At 70.7% G+C, this 17488-nt stretch carries 14 protein-coding genes; 5 read left to right on the forward strand and 9 right to left on the reverse strand.

Features of this window, described 5'->3' with window-relative positions:
- Positions 1-2: 2 nt before the first annotated feature.
- Positions 3-1604 carry an ABC transporter substrate-binding protein gene (locus HNR02_RS17190; protein ID WP_179774165.1) on the reverse strand — a complete coding sequence of 534 codons (1602 nt, stop codon included), beginning with the start codon at positions 1602-1604 and terminating at the stop codon, positions 3-5.
- Positions 1605-1773: 169 nt separating this feature from the next.
- Between HNR02_RS17190 and HNR02_RS36485 the strand changes: the two genes are divergently transcribed.
- Positions 1774-2472 carry a FadR/GntR family transcriptional regulator gene (locus tag HNR02_RS36485; protein ID WP_179774166.1) on the forward strand — a complete coding sequence of 233 codons (699 nt, stop codon included), beginning with the start codon at positions 1774-1776 and terminating at the stop codon, positions 2470-2472.
- 22 nt (positions 2473-2494) lie between these two features.
- Here the strand turns inward: HNR02_RS36485 and HNR02_RS17200 are convergent, their stop codons facing one another.
- The 5 genes from HNR02_RS17200 to pstC all read right to left on the reverse strand — a co-directional run bounded on the left by HNR02_RS17200 (position 2495) and on the right by pstC (position 8036).
- Positions 2495-3472, reverse strand: a complete 978-nt coding sequence (locus tag HNR02_RS17200; protein ID WP_179774167.1) for an acetylxylan esterase — start codon at positions 3470-3472, stop codon at positions 2495-2497.
- 68 nt (positions 3473-3540) lie between these two features.
- Positions 3541-5103, reverse strand: a complete 1563-nt coding sequence (locus HNR02_RS17205; RefSeq protein ID WP_179774168.1) for a substrate-binding domain-containing protein — start codon at positions 5101-5103, stop codon at positions 3541-3543.
- 16 nt (positions 5104-5119) lie between these two features.
- A complete protein-coding gene (locus HNR02_RS17210; protein WP_376772870.1) occupies positions 5120-5944 on the reverse strand; it encodes a phosphate ABC transporter ATP-binding protein in 825 nt (274 codons plus the stop codon).
- Complete coding sequence (gene pstA, locus HNR02_RS17215; RefSeq protein WP_179774169.1) at positions 5941-7062, reverse strand: phosphate ABC transporter permease PstA; 1122 nt, start codon at positions 7060-7062, stop codon at positions 5941-5943. The genes HNR02_RS17210 and pstA overlap by 4 nt, the downstream gene beginning before the upstream one ends.
- Positions 7059-8036, reverse strand: a complete 978-nt coding sequence (gene pstC / locus HNR02_RS17220) for a phosphate ABC transporter permease subunit PstC (RefSeq protein ID WP_376772871.1) — start codon at positions 8034-8036, stop codon at positions 7059-7061. The genes pstA and pstC overlap by 4 nt, the downstream gene beginning before the upstream one ends.
- 133 nt (positions 8037-8169) lie before the next feature.
- Between pstC and HNR02_RS17225 the strand changes: the two genes are divergently transcribed.
- Genes HNR02_RS17225 through HNR02_RS17235 form a run of 3 tightly spaced genes read left to right on the forward strand, consistent with a single transcriptional unit; the run spans position 8170 to position 12598 of the window.
- A complete protein-coding gene (locus HNR02_RS17225; RefSeq protein ID WP_179774170.1) occupies positions 8170-10440 on the forward strand; it encodes a hypothetical protein in 2271 nt (756 codons plus the stop codon).
- Positions 10437-11393, forward strand: a complete 957-nt coding sequence (locus tag HNR02_RS17230) for a sortase (RefSeq protein WP_179774171.1) — start codon at positions 10437-10439, stop codon at positions 11391-11393. The genes HNR02_RS17225 and HNR02_RS17230 overlap by 4 nt, the downstream gene beginning before the upstream one ends.
- 29 nt (positions 11394-11422) lie before the next feature.
- Entirely contained in the window at positions 11423-12598 is a 1176-nt protein-coding gene (locus HNR02_RS17235) for a lytic transglycosylase domain-containing protein (RefSeq protein ID WP_179774172.1), read from the forward strand.
- A gap of 491 nt (positions 12599-13089) precedes the next feature.
- On the opposite strand, the gene HNR02_RS17240 is transcribed toward HNR02_RS17235, so the two are convergent.
- Complete coding sequence (locus HNR02_RS17240; protein WP_179774173.1) at positions 13090-14157, reverse strand: substrate-binding domain-containing protein; 1068 nt, start codon at positions 14155-14157, stop codon at positions 13090-13092.
- Between the two features lie 150 nt (positions 14158-14307).
- Positions 14308-14724, reverse strand: a complete 417-nt coding sequence (locus HNR02_RS17245; protein WP_179774174.1) for a DUF1508 domain-containing protein — start codon at positions 14722-14724, stop codon at positions 14308-14310.
- Positions 14725-15248: 524 nt separating this feature from the next.
- Between HNR02_RS17245 and HNR02_RS17250 the strand changes: the two genes are divergently transcribed.
- Positions 15249-15803 (forward strand): Uma2 family endonuclease, encoded by a 555-nt coding sequence (locus HNR02_RS17250; RefSeq protein ID WP_218902921.1) that lies wholly within the window; start codon positions 15249-15251, stop codon positions 15801-15803.
- Positions 15804-15838: 35 nt separating this feature from the next.
- On the opposite strand, the gene HNR02_RS17255 is transcribed toward HNR02_RS17250, so the two are convergent.
- The gene (locus HNR02_RS17255; protein ID WP_179774175.1) at positions 15839-17488 is read right to left on the reverse strand and encodes a DUF6119 family protein; all 1650 of its coding nucleotides are present in this window, start codon (positions 17486-17488) and stop codon (positions 15839-15841) included.

Consider the following 17488-nt stretch of genomic DNA (forward strand, 5'->3'; position numbering starts at 1 on the left):
CGTCAGGCCGGTTTGGCCTGGTTGAGGTAGATGCCCGGGTAGCCCAGCGGTGTGACCCCGGTGATCTTGTCCCCGTCCCACGCGGTGCCCAGCTGCGTGAACACGATGGGGTAGAGGACGGCGTGCTCGGAGAGCATGTCGAGCAGCTGCTTGGTCAGCTGCTTGCGGCGCGCCTCGTCGGTCTCGGCGGCCGCCTGGTCCTGCAACGCGAGCAGCACCCGAGATTCCGGGCCGGTCCAGCGGCAGTAGGTGTTCATCTGCACCGAGGACGCCGAGTAGTAGTAGCGGGTCAGCAGGTCCGGGTCGTTGCCGAACTGCATCGGGTTGTTGGTGGTGGCCACCACCTCGAAGTCCTTGCCACTGTCCAGTTTGGAGAACAGCGCCTTGGTGTCCTGCGCGTCCAGCGTGGTGTTCACGCCGATCGCGTCCCAGCCCTCCTTGATGACCTTGACGCAGTCCGCGACGAGCGAGGTGTTGGTGGTGGACAGCGTGACCGACAGCCCACTGACCCCGGCCTGCTGCAGCAACTGGCGCGCCTTGTCCGGGTCGTAGGTGAAGTCGTTCGCGGCGGGCTGCGACGCGGGCAGCTTCGGGTTGATGAACGACGTCGCGGCGGTGCCGGCGCCCTGCAGGCCGATCTGGATCATCTTCTGCTTGTCGATCGCGTAGTGCAGCGCCTGCCGCACGAGCTTGTCACCGAACGGCGCGTGCGCGGTGTTGAACATCAGGAACAGGTTGTTGCCGCCGTCGGCGAATTCGACCGTGCGGCCGGCCTTGCGGAGCTGGTCGGCGTTGGCCGCCGGGATGTTCTCCACGATCTGCGCCTCGGGGTCGGCGCCGGAGATCGCCGCGATCCGCGGTGCCGCCTCGACGATCGACTTCCACAGCATCGTCCGGTACGCCGCCGGGCGGGGCCCGTTGTACTCCTCGAACTTCTCGAACCTGGTGTAGGACAAGGGAGCCTGCTCGACGACCCGGTATGGTCCCGAGCCGACGACCTTGCCCGCCGCGGCGTCGGCCCACTTGCCCTCGAACACGTGCTTCGGCACGATCTTCACCGACTGCATGCGCTGCAGCGCGTACGGGAACGGGTGCTTGAGCACGAACTCGACGGTGCGGTCGTCGACCTTGCGCACCTCCTGGAGCCAGTCCGCGAAGAAGCTGTGCACCAGCACCTTTTCGTTCGGGTCCAGCGCGCGGGCGTAGGTGAACACCACGTCGTCCGCGACGACCGGGGTGCCGTCGTGCCATTTCGCGCCGTCGCGCAGCTCGAACTTCATGCTGGTGCCGCTCAGATCGGACGGCAGTGCCTTCGCCAGGCCGGGGAAGGGATCGCGGGTGACGGGGTCGCCTTCGACGAGCGATTCGTACACGTGCAGGTTGGCCGCCACCGAGAACGCGGACGCCGTCTGCAGCGGGTCCCAGGTCTGGTTGTTGCCGTAACCGATGACGGCGGTCAGCGATCCGGTGGAGTTGCCGGTGCTGTTGGTGGAAGCGGGGCCGCCGCAGGCACCGAGGGTGACCGAGATGGCCGCGGCCGTGCCGGCCACGCCGGTGAACCGCAGGAAGTCGCGGCGGCTGAGCCCGGACAGGGGGTGCGACATGACATCTCCTGACTTGTGCGTCGTTGATCAGGCCGGAGGATGACTGGAAGTAGGACGTGGGATGTCCTGCGTTCGGGTGACTGTAATGAGCGGCCGGGCGGGTGGTCAAGGGATCTGACGTAGGATGTCTGGAAATCAGCCGGCTCCGACTTCAGGCGGGGAGTAGAAGGTGGCACGCCCTCAGCTCGGCGACGAGATCAGCAAACGCATCATCGACCTCATCATCGAGCGCGAGCTCGAACCGGGGACGCCGATGCCGACCGAACTCGACCTGATGGCCGACATCGGGGTCAGCCGCAACTCGATCCGCGAGGCGATCCGGGCGCTGCGCGCGCTCGGTATCGTCGAGGTCCGCCATGGGTACGGCACGTTCGTCGGATCGGCCGGTTCGGAGGCGCTGCGCACCTGGCTGCTGTTCCGCACGCGCACGCCCGGTGCCGGCACCACGGGCAGGCTGCGGGACCTGCTGGAGGTGCGGGAGATGCTGGAGACCGAGCTGACCCGCCGCGTCGCCCGCCGTCATCGCCCGGAGCTGATCACGGACCTGCAGGCGTGCGTCGACCGGATGCGCCGCAAGGGCCCGGACAGCGCGGCCGCCGACCGCGAGTTCCACGACCTGATCTGCGCCGAGGCCGGGTTCGACCTGGCCCGCGAGCTGACCCGGCTGTTCTGGGACGTCTACCGCGCGGCCGAGAGCGAGCTGGGCGGCCCGGCCGCTTCCGCGGTCAGCACGGCCAAACGCCACCAGACGATCGTCGACGCGCTGGTGTCGGCCGACCCGGACGCCGCCGAGGAAGCCGTGCACCGGCACTTCGACGAGGTCCGCAAACGCGCGAAAGCCGGCAGCTACGGCGGGTTCGGCTCCTGACCGCACGCCGCGGCCGGGCGGGTCAGGGGGTGAGGGTCTTCGCCAGCCAGGCGGCCTGCTCGGCCACCTGCGCGCTCTGGCCGCCCTCGTGTTCGTTCCACTCCCACACGCGGATCTCGCCCGGTCCGCCGTAGCGGTTGTAGGCCGCGAAGACGGTCGAGGGCGGGCACACCGGATCGCGCAGCGCGACGCTGAACAACGCGGGCGCGCTCGCCCTCGCGGACAGGACGGCGTTGTCGAAGTACCGCAGCGTGGCGAAGGCTTCGGCGGCGCGGTGCCGGTGCGCGGCCAGCCAGGTCACCAGCTCCCGGTAGGGACCGTCGGAGGCGATCTCGGCGCCGCGCCGGAAGTGGCACAGGAACGGGACGTCCGGCATCGCGGCGGCGACACCGGGCGCGAGCGCGGCCGCGGCGAGCGTGATGCCACCACCCTGGCTGCCGCCGGTGACGACGATCCGGTCCGCGTCGATCTCCGGGTGCGCCTTCGCGGCGGCCACGGCCCGCACGGCATCGACGTAGACGCGGCGGTAGAAGTACTGCTCCGGGTCGAGGATGCCCAGTGTCAGGAAACCCGGCACATGCGGCCCCGGCGCCGCGGGCATCAGATCCGCGGTCGAGCCCGGTATCGACTTGCCGCCCTGGCCACGGGTGTCGACGACCAGGTGCGCGTAGCCGAACGCCGACCAGGTGAGGAAGTCGTGCGGCAGCCCGCGGCCCAGGTTGTACCCGAGGTACTGCACGACGCACGGCGACCGCGCCGGGCGTGCGCGCGGCAGCACCAGCCAGGCCGAGACGCGTTGCCCGCCGGAGCCGGTGAACGAGGCATCGAACACCTCCACCGTCCGCAGCAGTGTCGAGTGTGGACGGAACTCCGGGTCGAGGGCGAGCTCGTCCGCCTCGGCCAGCGCGGCCGCCCAGAACGCGTCCAGATCGGCCGGTTCGTCCAGCGGCGGGCGGTACTCGGACAACTCGGACAGCGGCAGGTCGTACAGGGTGGTCACCTCCGTGACACTAGCGGCCGGACGCCACGATCTGGAGGTGTCCGGCCGATCCTGTCCGCTTCGGACAATCACCGCTGCCGTCGGAAGCCGCGCAGAGCACCGCGCAGCAGCAGGGGCGCCGCGATCGCCACGAGCAGCACCAGAGCCGCCCACGCGCCGAAGCCACCGAAGCCGCCGTTTTCGTAGGCCGCCGGTTCGGCGTTGCGCCAGTCGGTCGAACCACCGTTGGCCAGTGACTCCTCGGCCGCGATCTCGGTGCCCGGGGTGGCGTTCGCGTCCGACGGACCACCGGTGCCCGCGCCTTCCGGCCCGTTCGTGCCCGGACCGGCGGTCCCGTTGCCGGTGCCGCCGTTGGTCAGCGCGTCGACACCGCCCAGCGCGACGAACGGGTCCTCCGGCGCGGTGGCGCCGGCGCCGAGACTGCCGTGGAACGTCGGGTTCGAGCAGTTGCCCGCGCTGAGCTGCTTCGGGGCCTGGCCGGTCAGGCGCGCGTTGGCGTTCATCATCTCCTGCGACAGGTTCGGCGGCAGTGGCGAGTAGCCGATCCGCGCCATGTTGATCTGCCCGTCACAGGCGATGTGCTCGATGAACGCCGCCATGGTCTCCGTCTTGGCGCCGTCGGGATAGCCGCCGCGGCAGGTCTCGCGGCCGCCCGAGCACGGCGTCATCAGGTAGGAGTAGGCCGAGATCGGGTAGGTCGCCGGATCCGGGTTCGTGTAGACGCCGCTCAGTTCCTGGCTCAGGTCCGGCCGCAGGTTCGCCTTCGTCAGCGCCGCGGCGATGTTCTGCGCGTAGGGCAGGGTGTACTCGCCCGCCTGGTTGTCCACCCACGCGGTGGGCGCGTTGTACTTCTTCGCGTACCCGAACTCGTCGTAGCCGATCGAGAACGGCACGCTGCCGGTGGCGATCGTCTGCGCGATCTGGTCGGAGTCGGCGAACAGCCGGTAGTTGTCCGCGTCCGCACCCACCGTCGGCAGCTGGATGGGACGCACCCCGGCGGGCAGGTGCCCGACGCCCGAGTTGGCGTTGCGCGAGACGAACGCGTTGTACGGGCCGGGCGCCATGTGTGCCACGAAGTCGTAGAACAACGCCGTCGTCCCGGACTGACCGCTGCGGCCGATGAGCGTGATCGGCTGGTCGGGCAGCGGGAACCCGCCGTTGGTGCGGGTGATCTCCGGATCACTCCACCGCGTGATGTCGCGCGCGAAGATCCGCGCGACCGTCTGCCGCGTCAGGTGCAGCGAATCGACGCGACGGCCGGCCGCGTCGGTCACGTTGTACATCACCGCGACCGCGCCGGCGACGTCCGGCACGTACTGGAAACCGCGGCTGGTCGCGGACACCCCACCACCGCCGGCGGCCTGCAGCGAGCTGACCTCGGCCTCGGTGCCTGCGAAGTCCACGGTCCGGTCACCGTACTGGTTCACGCCGGCCGGTGAACCGAGCGCGCTGTAGTTGACCGGGATACCGCGCGAGTTGGCGCCGTTCTGCCAGTCGCTCATGGCCAGGCCCACGTAGGTGGAGCCGGACCCGTTGGCCTGCACGAAGGCCGCGGCGCTCGGCGCGAACAGCACCTGCGTCGCGAGGACGACGCTCGCGCCCGCCAGCGCGAGCCAGGTTCTGCGGTGCATCGGATTTCCCCCAGCGTCAGCCGAAGCGGCCGTTGACGTAATCGTAGGTTCGGACATCCTCGGGCTCGCCGAAGATTTGTTCGGTCGGGCCGTGTTCGACGATCCGGCCGGGCTCGTTTTCCCCGGCGAGAAAGAACGCGCAGTGGTCGGACACGCGTTGCGCCTGCTGCATGTTGTGCGTGACGATCACGATCGTGACCTCGTCGGCGATCTCGGCGATGGTCTGCTCGATGCGCCGCGTCGAGGTGGGGTCCAGCGCCGAGCACGGCTCGTCCATCAGCAGCACGTTCGGTTGCACCGCGAGGGATCGCGCGATGCACAACCGCTGCTGCTGACCGCCGGAGAGCGCGCCGCCGGGCTGGTTGAGCCGGTCCCGCACCTCGCGCCACAACCCGGCCCGCTCCAGGCTCTGCTCGACCAGTGCGTCCTTGTCGGGGCACTTCACGCCCGCGAGCTTGAGACCGGCCAGCACGTTGTCCCGGATGGACATCGCGGGGAACGGGTTGGGCTTCTGGAACACCATGCCGATCCGCAGCCGCGCGTGCTGGGCGCGGGTGCCGTCGGCGTAGATGTCCTGGCCGTCCAGCAGGACCTCACCGGCGAGGCTCGCCGACGGAACCAGTTCGTGCATCCGGTTGAGGATCCGCAGGAACGTCGACTTGCCGCAGCCGGACGGCCCGATCAGCGCGGTGACCTCGCGTGCGGGCATTTCCAGCGAAACGCCGTCCAGCACCAGGTGGTCGCCGAACCACGCGGCCACCTCGCGGGCCTCCAGTGCCGCCGCGCCCGGCGGCGGACCGCCGATCACGCGGACCGGCTCGCGGTAGATCGTCTCGGTCACGGGGTGGCTCCTGTTTTCCGGGGCGCTTTACGCCGTTTCGACCAGCGCTTCCGGCCGATCAGCCGGGTCAGCGCGAACAACGCGAAGATCAGCAGGATGAGCACGAGCGCGCCGACGTACCCGCGCTGCTGCGCGGATTCCAGCGGCTCCTTGATGTAGCGGTAGACGAACCGCGGCAGGCTCTCCTGCGGGCCGCTGAACGGGTTGTAGTTCATCGCCAGCGACCCGAACGAGGTGAACAGCAGCGGCGCGGTCTCGCCGACGACCCGCGCGATGCCGAGGATGATCGCCGTGCTCACGCCGGTGCGGGCGGTCGGCAGCACGACCGACCACACCGTCCGGGCGCGGCTCGCGCCCAGCGCCAGCGACGCCTCGCGCAGGCCGTCGGGCACCAGTCGCAGCACCACGTCCACGGTGCGGGTGACGGTGGGTAGCATGATCATCGTCAGGGCGAGCGTCGCCATGAACCCGGAGAACCCGCCCGCGACCGGCGGCATGATCAGCGCCGCGTAGACGAACAGGCCTGCCACGACCGAGGGCAGCCCGCTCATCGCGTCCACGAAGATCCGGACCGGGCGGCGGAACCGCGAGCGGGTCTCGTTGAGGAACACCGCGGTCAGCACGCCCAGCGGCACCACGAACACCAGCGCCAGCGCGGTCTGCTCCAGCGTCCCGAGGATCGCGTGCAGACCACCCGTCGCGGTGGCCGGGTCCGTCGGGGCGACGCCGCCCATGTCGTGGGTGAAGAACCCGGCGCGCAGGTTCGGCACTCCCTTGAACACGATGTAGCCGAGCAGGAACAGCAGTGGAACCAGCAGGCCGATCGCTCCGCTGACCACGACCGCCGACACCAGCTTGTCGACCGCGGCCAGCCTGCCCAGCCGGTCGCGGGTGACCAGGAACAGCATCACCAGGTACAGCAGGTAGGCCACGGCCAGATCGGCGAGCCAGCCCGGCGAGGTGAGCAGCTCGTGCATGACGAACCAGGTCAGCAGTGTCGCCGAGGCCGCGCACCCCAGTGCCACCCACCGGTCCTGCGGGGTGGTGGCCGACGTGCGCCGCCTGACCGGCGGGCCGGAGCGCGGCGGGGTCCGGGTTTCGTCCAGCGTCGCGGTCACGCGTCCACCCCCGCACCGGAGCGGCTGCGTGAGATGATCATCGACGCGGTGAAGTTCGTCGCCAGCGTGAACACGAACAGCACGAGACCGGCCGCCATCAGTCCGTTGAGGAAGATCCCGGTCGCGCCCGCGTTGTTCGCGATGAACCCGGAGATCGTGGCGCCGCCGAACTCCAGGAAGTGTGTCGTGATCTCGGGAACCTGCGGCAGCAGCAGGGAAACCGCGATGGTCTCGCCGAGCGCGCGGCCCAGCCCGAGCATCGCGCCGCCGATGATCCCGCCGCGGCCGAACGGCAGCACCACGGTCTTCACCATGCCCCACCGCGTGCTGCCCAGTGCCAGCGCCGCTTCCTTCTCGCCGAGCGGGGTCTGCACGAAGACCTCGCGGATCACCGACGTGGTGATCGGGATGACCATCAGCGACACCACGAGCCCGGCCACGAACATCGAGTTGAACAGCACCGCGTCCGGCTCGGTGGCGAAGAGCGGGAACCAGCCGAGGTTCCCGGTCATCCACTCCGCCACCGGCGTGAGGTAGGGCCCGAGGAAACTGAACGCCCACAGGCCGTAGAGCAGGCTGGGGATCGCCGCGAGCAGATCGACCAGACCGGTGAGGAGCCCGCGCATCCGGCCGCTCGCGTACTCGGTGATGAACAGCGCGGCCAAGATCGACAGCGGCACGGCGACGACCACCGCGATCACCGCGACGACCACCGTGCCGTACAGCAGGCCGAGCACGCCCATCACCCCGGTGGCGGGGTCGAAGCGGATCGTGCCGAAGAACCCGAAACCGCTCACCTGGAACGCCGGGACCGACCGGAAGATCAGGAAGAACCCGATGACGATCAGCAACGCCAGCACGGACAGGCCCGCGCCGGTGGTGATGCGGCGGAAGGCGCGGTCGGCGCGGGAGGGTGCGTCGGCGATCGGCCGCACGGGCGGCGGCTCACCGGATTTCGGCATGGCGAGGGTCACGGAGCGAGTATCGCGATCCCGCGGCCGGGAAACGTGGACGATCAGGGAAGGCCCGACGGCGCATCGGTGAATTGGGCGCTCCGAGGGGTTTCCGCCGTTGACGGGATGCGGGCGCGATGGCGAAGTTGGGCCCATGACTGGCGTTCGACGTGTGCTGCTCGTTTTCGTGAGCGGTTTTCTCGCCGTGGCGGGAGTGCTCGTGGTTCCGTCCGCGACCGCCCAGACGGCGTCGCTGAGCTACTCCGTCCAGACGAGCGGGGTGGACCCGTTGCACGCACAGGACGGCGATCCGTTGCGGATCACCATTTCCGGCCTGCCTGCCGGCGCGACCGCGAACTACCGGGTGTGCCCGAGCCCGCTGCCGGACGGGTTGCTCAAGCCCGGCACGTGGGCGCCCGACCACACGGTCGCGGCACGCGTCGCCGCCTACTGCTCCGCCTTCAACGACGAGCTGTCCGGTGCGGTGTTCGCGCCGCCCAACACCCCGCGCGGCCGCAGCGCCGCCACGCAGAACATCGTGCTGGACACGTTCGTGCCACGCGGCAGCCGGACCCCGGCGAACATCAACTTCGACCCGGAGTACACGCAGCTGCAGCCGTCGCAGGCCCTCACCTGGCCGAGCAACCCGGAGGGCAAGAAGTACTCCTACACCTGCGACGAGAACAACCCGTGCACGATGACGCTGACGATCACCGGCACGCCGCCGGGCTCGACCGCCGCGCAGACGGTCTACGACAGCTCGATCACCTTCGCCGCGTCCGCGCCCGGCCTGGAGATCCAGGGCTGCGGCGGTGTCGGCGCGAGCACGCTCAACGCGAGCATGCCGGAGCGGTTCGGCGACACGGCGGTGTCCTGGAACCAGATGCTGTGCGCGCCGACGCAGTCCGCGCAGCCCGCCAACATCGTCGCCGAGACGGAGGACGCGGGGCTGAGGGCGTTCGACACGGGTGCGTCCGACATCGCGATGACCGGTTCCGGTGGCAGGCTGGCGAGCCAGACGGAGCGCGAGCGGGCCTACGTGCCCGCCGCGCTCAACGCGACCGTGATCGCCGCGGTGGGCTGGGCGCCCACCGACGTCACGGACAGCGGAGCGCTGGTGAGTTCCCGTCTCGGCACCGCGTTGACCTTCACCTGGGACGACGTGGCGAACATGCTCAGCAAGGGCGGCCTGAGCCCGTCCTCCACCGGACGCGGCGGCATCTTCCGGAACGGATCACCGCTGGTGACCCGCAACCCCGCGCTCGACGCGATCAAGGACGGCAACGGCAACACCACGAGCGCGCCCGAAACCCGCGCCGGCGTGGACACCGCCAACCTCAGCTTCTTCGGCGTCACGGGGGAGTCCGGGCCGAGCACGGTCCCGGCGATCCTGAGCGGGAAGCTGGCGAGCGCGGCCCCCGGCGCCTGGGTGTATGGCACCACGTCGTACTTCGCGGACAAGGGCGGTGGCCCGGTCGGCACCGTCACCGACCTCAACGCGCTGAACCTCGACCTGGTCAACGTGCACAACGTGGACGCCAAGTCCGGCCGGGTCAACGTGCGCAAGCAGGTCAACGGGCCAGTGCTCGGGACCGGGTTCGAATGCACCAACGGCTGCCTGAACTGGGTCGTGACCGACCTGGCGACGGCGACCGAGTACGGCTGGGCGCCCGTCGCGCTGCCCGACGGTCACGGCGGGTACGTCGCGCCGACCCCGGCGTCGCTGCGGGCCGCGGCGGCGCACGCGACCCAGGCCGAGGACGGTTCGGTCACGATCGGCGACGTCAGCGCCGATCCGGCCGCGTACCCGCTGACGTTCGTGGAGTCGGTGGCGGCACCGGTCAACCCGCTGATCGACGAAAGCTGCCAGCCGCTGGCCGACAAGCAGGCCCAGCTGGCCACCTTCCTCAAGGCCGCCACCAACGGCGGGCAGGGCGGGCTCGGGGCCGGGCTGGTGCCGCTGACGCCGGAACTGCTGAGCGCGGCGCAGGAAGCGGCGGCACTGGTCGGCACCGGCACCGCCGCTGAGGCGTGCCAGGAGCGGGAAGACGCGCGGAACCCCGGATCGGCGACCGGTGGATCGTCCGGTTCGTACACGACGGGGTCCGGCGGCGACGGACTCGGCACCGGCTTCGGCACCGGTGGCCTTGGCGCGGGCGGTTCCGGCTCGGCCGCGGGCGCCGCTCCGCTGGACACCAAGGTGCCGACGCCGGAGAGTCTCACCGAGTCCCGCAACCTCGCGGCCTCGACGAAGATCCCGTTCTTCCCTGGCGGCACCGCGCTCGCGGCCCTGATCCCGCTGCTGGCACTGGTCGGACTGGTGGTGCTGCCCGCGGGCACCGCCTACGCCTCCGCCGGACGGCCGCTGCCGCCCTGGCTGGACGCGCTGAAACGGCGGATCACCTCGATGCGGAGCGGTTCATGAGCACCCTGTCCACGGTGGAGAACGACGAGGCGTGGGACGAGGAGGAGCAGACGGAGACCGTCCTCGACGAACCGGTCGAGGAACCCGCGCCGCGGTTCGCCACGTTCGGTCCGAAATGGATCGCCGGAACGGCGGTCGCCTGGGTGCTCACCACGGCGCTGTGCTTCGTGCTGGTCACCTACGCGCTCGGGCCGATGCTCGCCAACAACGACCAGCGCGCCGCGCTCGCCGACCTGAAAGGCGAGATCGCCGAGGCGTACGGGGCGACCCGGACACTGCTGGGTGCCGCGCCGGTCACGAAACCGCCGGAGTTCGGATCGCCGGTCGCGATCCTGGAGATCCCGAAGCTGAACCTGCAGCAGGTCGTGCTGGAGGGCGTCACCCCGGAGCAGACCGCGTCCGGGGCCGGTCACGTGCCGGGGACGTCGAGGCCGGGGCAGGCGGGCAACAGCGGCATCGTGGGCCGCTACTCCGGGTACGGGGCGCCGTTCTCGCGCCTGGGGGAGCTGGCCGCCGGTGACCAGATCGTCGTCGCGACCACCCAGGGCAAGTCCGTCTACACCGTCACCGGGACGGCCACGCGGGAGTTCGACGAGGACGGCGACTACGGCAAGAGTCAGGACGACCGGCTCACGCTCGTCACGTCGGCGTCGTGGTGGCCCGGTTCGGCCTCGTCCGCGACGGTGGTGACCGCGGTGATCGAGGGCAAGCCGTTCCGCCCGACGCCGCAGAACGGACGAGCCGATGCGCAGGACGGCCGCACCGGCGATCCGTCCGCGTGGGCGCAGCTGGTGCTGGCATTCGGCGGATTCGTCGCGGTCGCCGCCGGAGCTACGCTGCTTTACCGGCGGTGGCGCCCGGTGTCCACCTATGTCGTCACCACCCCGGCCCTGCTGGTGCTGGCCGTGCTCGCGGCGACCGCCGTGTGGCGCCTGCTGCCTGCCTGGGCCTGACCATGCCGAGAAGACCGATCAGGGGGAACATGATGCTGCGTCAGGAGCGCTGGGCCGCGGAGCGGCGACGGCGCAAGTCCGAGGCCAGGCGCGTCAAGCTCGGCGCGTACGCGGCGGCCTCGCTGGCACTCGTGCCGTTCCTGCCCAGCGGCGGTGTGCCGATCGCGCTGGTCGCCGAGACCGGGGCGACGGGGGAGTCCGCGCAGGCGTCGTTGAGCCCGGCGGTGCTGGACGCGGCGGACGACCCGCTGATGCTCGCCGCGCAGCTGCCCTCGTTCGCGGACCTGCCGATCACGCCGATGGGTGCCCCGGTGACGTCGGCGCCGCGCATCCCGGCGAGCGTGTGGGACGCCTACCACCGCGCGGCCGCGGAGATGGCCCGGATCGCGCCGGACTGTCACCTGGACTGGTCGCTGCTGGCGGCGATCGGCCGCATCGAATCGGGCCACGCGCGCGGCGGCCGGGTGGACGCCGACGGCACGACCACGGGCGCGATCCTCGGCCCGGTGCTCGACGGCGGCGCCTTCGCGGCCATCCGGGACACCGACGGCGGTGCACTGGACGGCGATGTCCATTGGGACCGCGCGGTGGGGCCGATGCAGTTCATCCCGGCCACGTTCAGGTCGTTCGGCGCGGACGGCAACGGCGACGGCGTGGTGAGCCCGCACAACATCTTCGACGCGGCGCTCGCGGCGGGCAGGTACCTGTGCGCCGGCGGCGGTGACCTGCGGGATCCGCGGCAGCGGGCGCAGGCGGTGTTCCGGTACAACCACTCGGACGCCTATGTCGCGACGGTCCTGCTGTGGGCGGACGCCTACGCCCGCGGCGGCACCCCGGTGGCGGACTCGCCCGGTGTGGCCGGCCCGGTCGTGGGAGCGGTGGTGCCCGGTGCGGTGGCGCCCGGTGCTCCCGTCGTGTCGTTGCCGGGCGCGCCGGTGGCCGTACCGCCGCCCCCGCCGGTGACGGTGCCCGCGCCTCCGTCGGTCACGCCCCCGGCAACCCCGCCCCCGTCCCCGACGCGGACACTGGTTCCCACCACGACGTCGACCACGAGTGAGCCGCCCTCGTCGAGCTGCACCCCGGCGCCCACGACGACCTCGACGCCGACGACGACCACGCCGGTGGAGACGACCACTCCTCCGGTGGAGACGACGAGCAGCAGCGCTCCCAGCACGACTCCGTCACCTTCGGAGCCCGCCTGCTGAGGTTGGGTTGCCGCTACGCGGGTTCTGGCGCTACGCGCGAACGGCCAACACGCCGCCGCGAACAGCAAACACGCCAGCGGGAGCGGCAAACACGCCGCGCGCCGCGCTGTGTTTGCCGTTCCGGGCGGCGTGTTTGCCGCTGCGGGCGGCGTGTTTGCCGTTCCGGGCGGCGCACCCGGCAACGGGAAGTGACCAGCTCCGAACCAGTCCTCTCCCGCAACCCGATCCCCAGCCACATCGGTTGCCGAGCAGTCGGGTCAAGGCACGCTTTCCCGCCTTGACGCGACTGCTCGGCAACCGAACACTGAGAGATCGGGTTCGGGAGGGGCCGATCGGGGCGTAGCGAAGCGAAGCCGGTGCTTGAGGTACCCGCGTAGCGACCCTCGCTTCGGTCTCGCGCGGCCGCGCGCGGATTCCGTTAGCGCCATCCGGAAAGAAACCGGCCCGCGCGGGGAAAAACCCCACGCGGGCCGGTTCCGGGGAGCAGTGGGTCAGGACAGGGTGCAGGTGACACCCGAGGTGCCCAGCGGCTGGAAACCGTAGTCGCTGATCAGGGTGTTCAGCGCGCCGGAGCAGAGGGGGCTCGGGCCGGACGCGTCGAAGCCGACGATGTTCAGCGCGGCGCCGTAGGAGAGCGAACGGGTGTCCAGGACGTGGTACACCGTGCGCGCGCCCCGGAAGGCAGGCAGGAACGTCGGCTCCCACTTGCCGGAGGTGGCGTTCACGCCCACCGGCGCGACGTCCGAGTCCGCACCGGTCAGGGTGCCCTCGAAGAAGCCCGCGCGCTTGTCCGTGACGACCGCGTTGGCCTGGGCGACCCACTGGGCCACCGAGTACGGCGCGATCGCGGTCCCGGCGTCACCTGCGGCGATGGTGGTGGCGTCGTTCTCCTGCATGCGGTGGATGGTGACACCGGTGGTGGTCGGGTCGAAGCCGAGGACGTTGCCGGTGAAGAAGGACAGCGTGCCCGAACCCGTCTGCGGCAGGTACACGGCGATCGGGGCGTCCGCGCCGCCGACCTCGCTCCAGTTGTCGATGGAGCCGTTGTAGATGCCCTTCAGCTGGTCCAGCGTCAGGGTGACGCCGGCACCGGCACCGGTCGACGAGGCGGCCCAGGACACGCCGTCGCGGGCGAAACCGTAGTACTCGAACTCGACCGGATCGCTGGAGCTCGGGCCGGACGACGAACGGGCGACGTCGATCAGCGCGCCGCCCGACGAGGCGTTGGCGTTCAGCGCGTTCTTGCCGGCCGACGAACCGTTGGGCACCGGGTTGCTGGTGGTGTCGTAGGTGGTGCCGCCGTCGTAGAGGTCCGCGGGGACCGTGAAGGTGCCGCCCGCCGGCAGCACCGGCGGCACGTTCACGTAGTTGTCCTCGCCGCCGTTCGCCTGGGCGAAGAGCGCGTTGGTGAAGTCCTGGATGGTGTCGGAACCGGCGGCGGTCACGACCTCGTTGAGGCCGTTGTCGCCGGGCACCGCGCTGGCGGTACCGGTGAGGAGCAGGCAGGCCCCGGTGGCGGCGCCGATGACGCCGGCAAACCGTGCGGTACGAGCACGCATAGTGTCAGTACTCTTTTCTGTCTGTTCTCGGCCGGGGGATTTCCGCGGCCGGGAACCAACTTCGCCGCCTTGGGCAACGTCTGGCGGTGCCTTGCCTTCTCGCCCGACGGCGTGGCGGTTAATGCCCGACGAACGCACGCAGCGTGCCCGTCATGGCGGGGAATCGAGCCGGTATTTCGCCCGCCAGTCCAGGATCCGTCCGTCACTGCCGGATTCCGCGGCGATCCCGACGGCCGCGACGAATCGTTCGTACCCCCGTTTGGCTTCGATCTTCCGGCCGTACGGGCGAGTCGCGGTGGCGATCGGCCCGGAACCGGAGTGCAGCACCCAGCGCCACTGGATCCCGTTGAGGTGCGTCAGATCCATGCGCGTCCGCGACAGGTTCCGGCACAGCCACTGGATGGCGGTCGCGCATTCGGTGCTGTCCCGGTAATCGACCACTCCCAGGCCGAGTGACACGTTGTTGCTGCCCAGCAGTCGCCAGCGGGTGCTTCCGTCGTGACCGCCGATGAGCTGGAACCGCGGCGTCCGGACGTTACCCGGCCGGCGGTCGTCTGCGTTTTTCATTTGTGTGTCCCCAGTTCCACGGCCCGCCTCGGTGGCCGCTTCCGGTCGAAAAATCACCGACGTCCTGCTATCGCGTCCATGCCCGGGTGGAGTTACGGCGCTGGGTTAAGGCGCGACGGCGGGAAGGTGAATGATCGGTTCTCCCCGCGCGTCACCCGCGCCCGGCGGCTCCGCGTATTGCGGCCCGTTCGGGGTTTCGCCTACCATCGATTTTTCGGGCCGGGTCCGGAAATCGCGGCGGAGTTTACCGGCGATGATTCGGGAGTTTGCGTGTTCTGGTACTGGAGCCGACGGTGATCCGAATTCTTTCACGGCACACGTTTGGCTCAGTGGGGGCGCGGTCGTTGCGGGCTCGTCACCGTGGATCAACCCTCGGTGACGTGCGGTGGCAGGCGGCGGGTGGCGCGATCCGGGCGGCTGGTCTGTTCGGGACCGCGACAGCGCCGTGTGGCAGCGGTTGGTCATCGGCGAGCGACTAAGCTGACGCGAAGCCCGGGTTCGTTACTACGCGATTTGGGGAGACCATGGCGACTGTCCCGGTGTTCGGACACCGCGAACCATTCACGCGTAGGGATCTGGAGTCGATCGCCGATGACGGTCACCGCTACGAGCTCGTGGACGGGGTGCTCCTGATGAGCCCCTCACCCCGTCCGCTGCACCAGCGTGTCGTGGCCAGGGTCCTCACCGCCGTCACCCGGAACTGCCCGAAGGACTGCGAGGCGTTGCCCGCGCCGGTGGACGTGGTCCTCGCCGACGACACCGTGCTGATCCCCGACGTCGTGGTCGGGCGGCGCGGCGACTACACCGAACGTGCCCTGGTCGGCGTGCCGGTGCTGTCGGTCGAGGTGATCTCGCCGTCCAGCCGCCTGATCGACACCGAGCTGAAGCGGGCGCGCCTCGCGGTGGCCGGCTGTCCGAACTACTGGATCGTCGACCCGTATGTGCCCAGCGTCCTGTGCCTCGCGCTGCGCGAGGGCGCCTACTTCACGCTCGACGAAGCCGTGCGCGACGAGACGATCACGCTCACGGCTCCGTACGAGGTGGTTCTCAACCCGGCCGAGCTGGTCTCCGACTACTGACCGCTCTCCCGCTACGAGGATCCTCGTCCCGCTGTCTACGGGATCACGGTGACGCACAGGGGAATCCCGTACGTGTTCAGCGCGACCGCCGCCGACACCAGCGCGGAGCGCGCGAAGGTGAACAGCGTGCCGGGGTCGAGCGGTTTGTCCGGGCGGTGGATGGCGTAGACCAGTCCGGCGGGCCGGGACCCGAGCGCGGCGGCGCGAGCGGGGTCCTGTTCGGACACCAGACCGGTGAACCGCTGCCACGTCTGCCGGTCGGTGAGGCTTTCCACCGCGACCAGCCCCTGCGCGAAGAGGTGGCTGAGCACCGGCGAACCGGTCCGGCGGCTGAACTTCTTCACGTGCACCAGCACGTTGCCCGGCCCGAGCAGATCGCACGCCTCGAAGCCGTGCGGGTGGACGCGGGTGCGCAGGGTCCGGCGGTCCAGGCAGAGGAACCGCGGGTCGGTGCGTGCGACGTGCTCGTTGTAGGCGGCCTCGATGACGCGGCCGTCCCGGTCGCGTGGGGCGTCGTTCCACGGCGGCAGGGTCCACGGCGGGGTGTTCGCGAACGCGTCGGTGACCACGCGCTCGACGTGGTCGAGATAGCGGTCGCCGAGCTGGTACCAGTCGCCGTCGAGCAGCAGGTAACGGCCGTCGCGGTGGGTGATTTCGGCGGCGAGCCAGTGCAACGCGGACACGTCACCGCCGAGGCTGTGGCCGCTGTCGTCGAGCCCCTCGATCGTGCCCGTGCGCAGCGCGGTGAGGCGGTGGCCATCCGCGGGCAGCCCGGCGCGCAGGTCGTCGAGGGTGAGGTCGTCGGTGTCGATCTCCCGTTCGCCCACGCGGCCCCGGTAGCGGGAGACGCCGGGGCCGTCGTGGTAGCGGGCGGGGTAGGCGATGCCGACCTCGCCGTCGCCGTCGTCCGGATCGGCCAGCAGGTCGGCGGCGGCGCCGTCCAGTTCGCCGGTCAGCTCGTGCCCCGCGCCGAGGCGCCGCACCCAGCGCAGCGGTTCGAGTCGTTCGTGCACCGGTCCCTCGGTGGTGACGCGGGTCAGTTCCCGCAGGTCGGACACCAGTGAGCTGCCCTCGGTGCCGAGGTGCAGGTGCAGTCCGTCGCCGCAGTCGAGGCTGAAACGGAAGTTGCGGTACCGGCCGCGGCGGCGGACGTAGGTCAGGTCGGCGCCGGCACCCTCGTGCACGCGTCCGGTGAGGTTGCGGACCAGCTCGGCGTGCTCACGCAGGCCGAACGCCCACAGCCCCTGCCCGCCGGGCACCAGGTTCCGGTCCACGCGGGCCTTCGCGCTCAGCGCCCAGCGGGTGATCCTGCGGATCTGGTCCGGGTCGAGCATGCGCACCGCGACGTCCAGGCCGAACCCGCGGTCGATCTTCTCGGTCCGCAGGTAGCGCCAGCCCTGCCCGAAGGTGAGCGCGTAGTGCGTGCCGTCGACGGCCAGCAGCAGCGCGGCCGACGGTGCCGCGCTGGTGTAACCGAGGTCGACGCCGGTCAGCGAGCGGATGGCGGCGGTCCATTCGACCGGATCCGGATCGGGCGCGGCGGACACCAGCACGGCCGGTACCGAGTCCACGCGCACGTCCCGCACGTCGGCGGCGTCGAGCACCTTCGGCACGACCAGGTCGCGCGGATCCACGGCCGGGTACATCCGGTACACGCTCATCCGGCGCGTCGGCTCGTGGATCAC

The sequence above is a fragment of the Amycolatopsis endophytica genome, assembly GCF_013410405.1.
Lineage (GTDB): Bacteria > Actinomycetota > Actinomycetes > Mycobacteriales > Pseudonocardiaceae > Amycolatopsis_E > Amycolatopsis_E endophytica.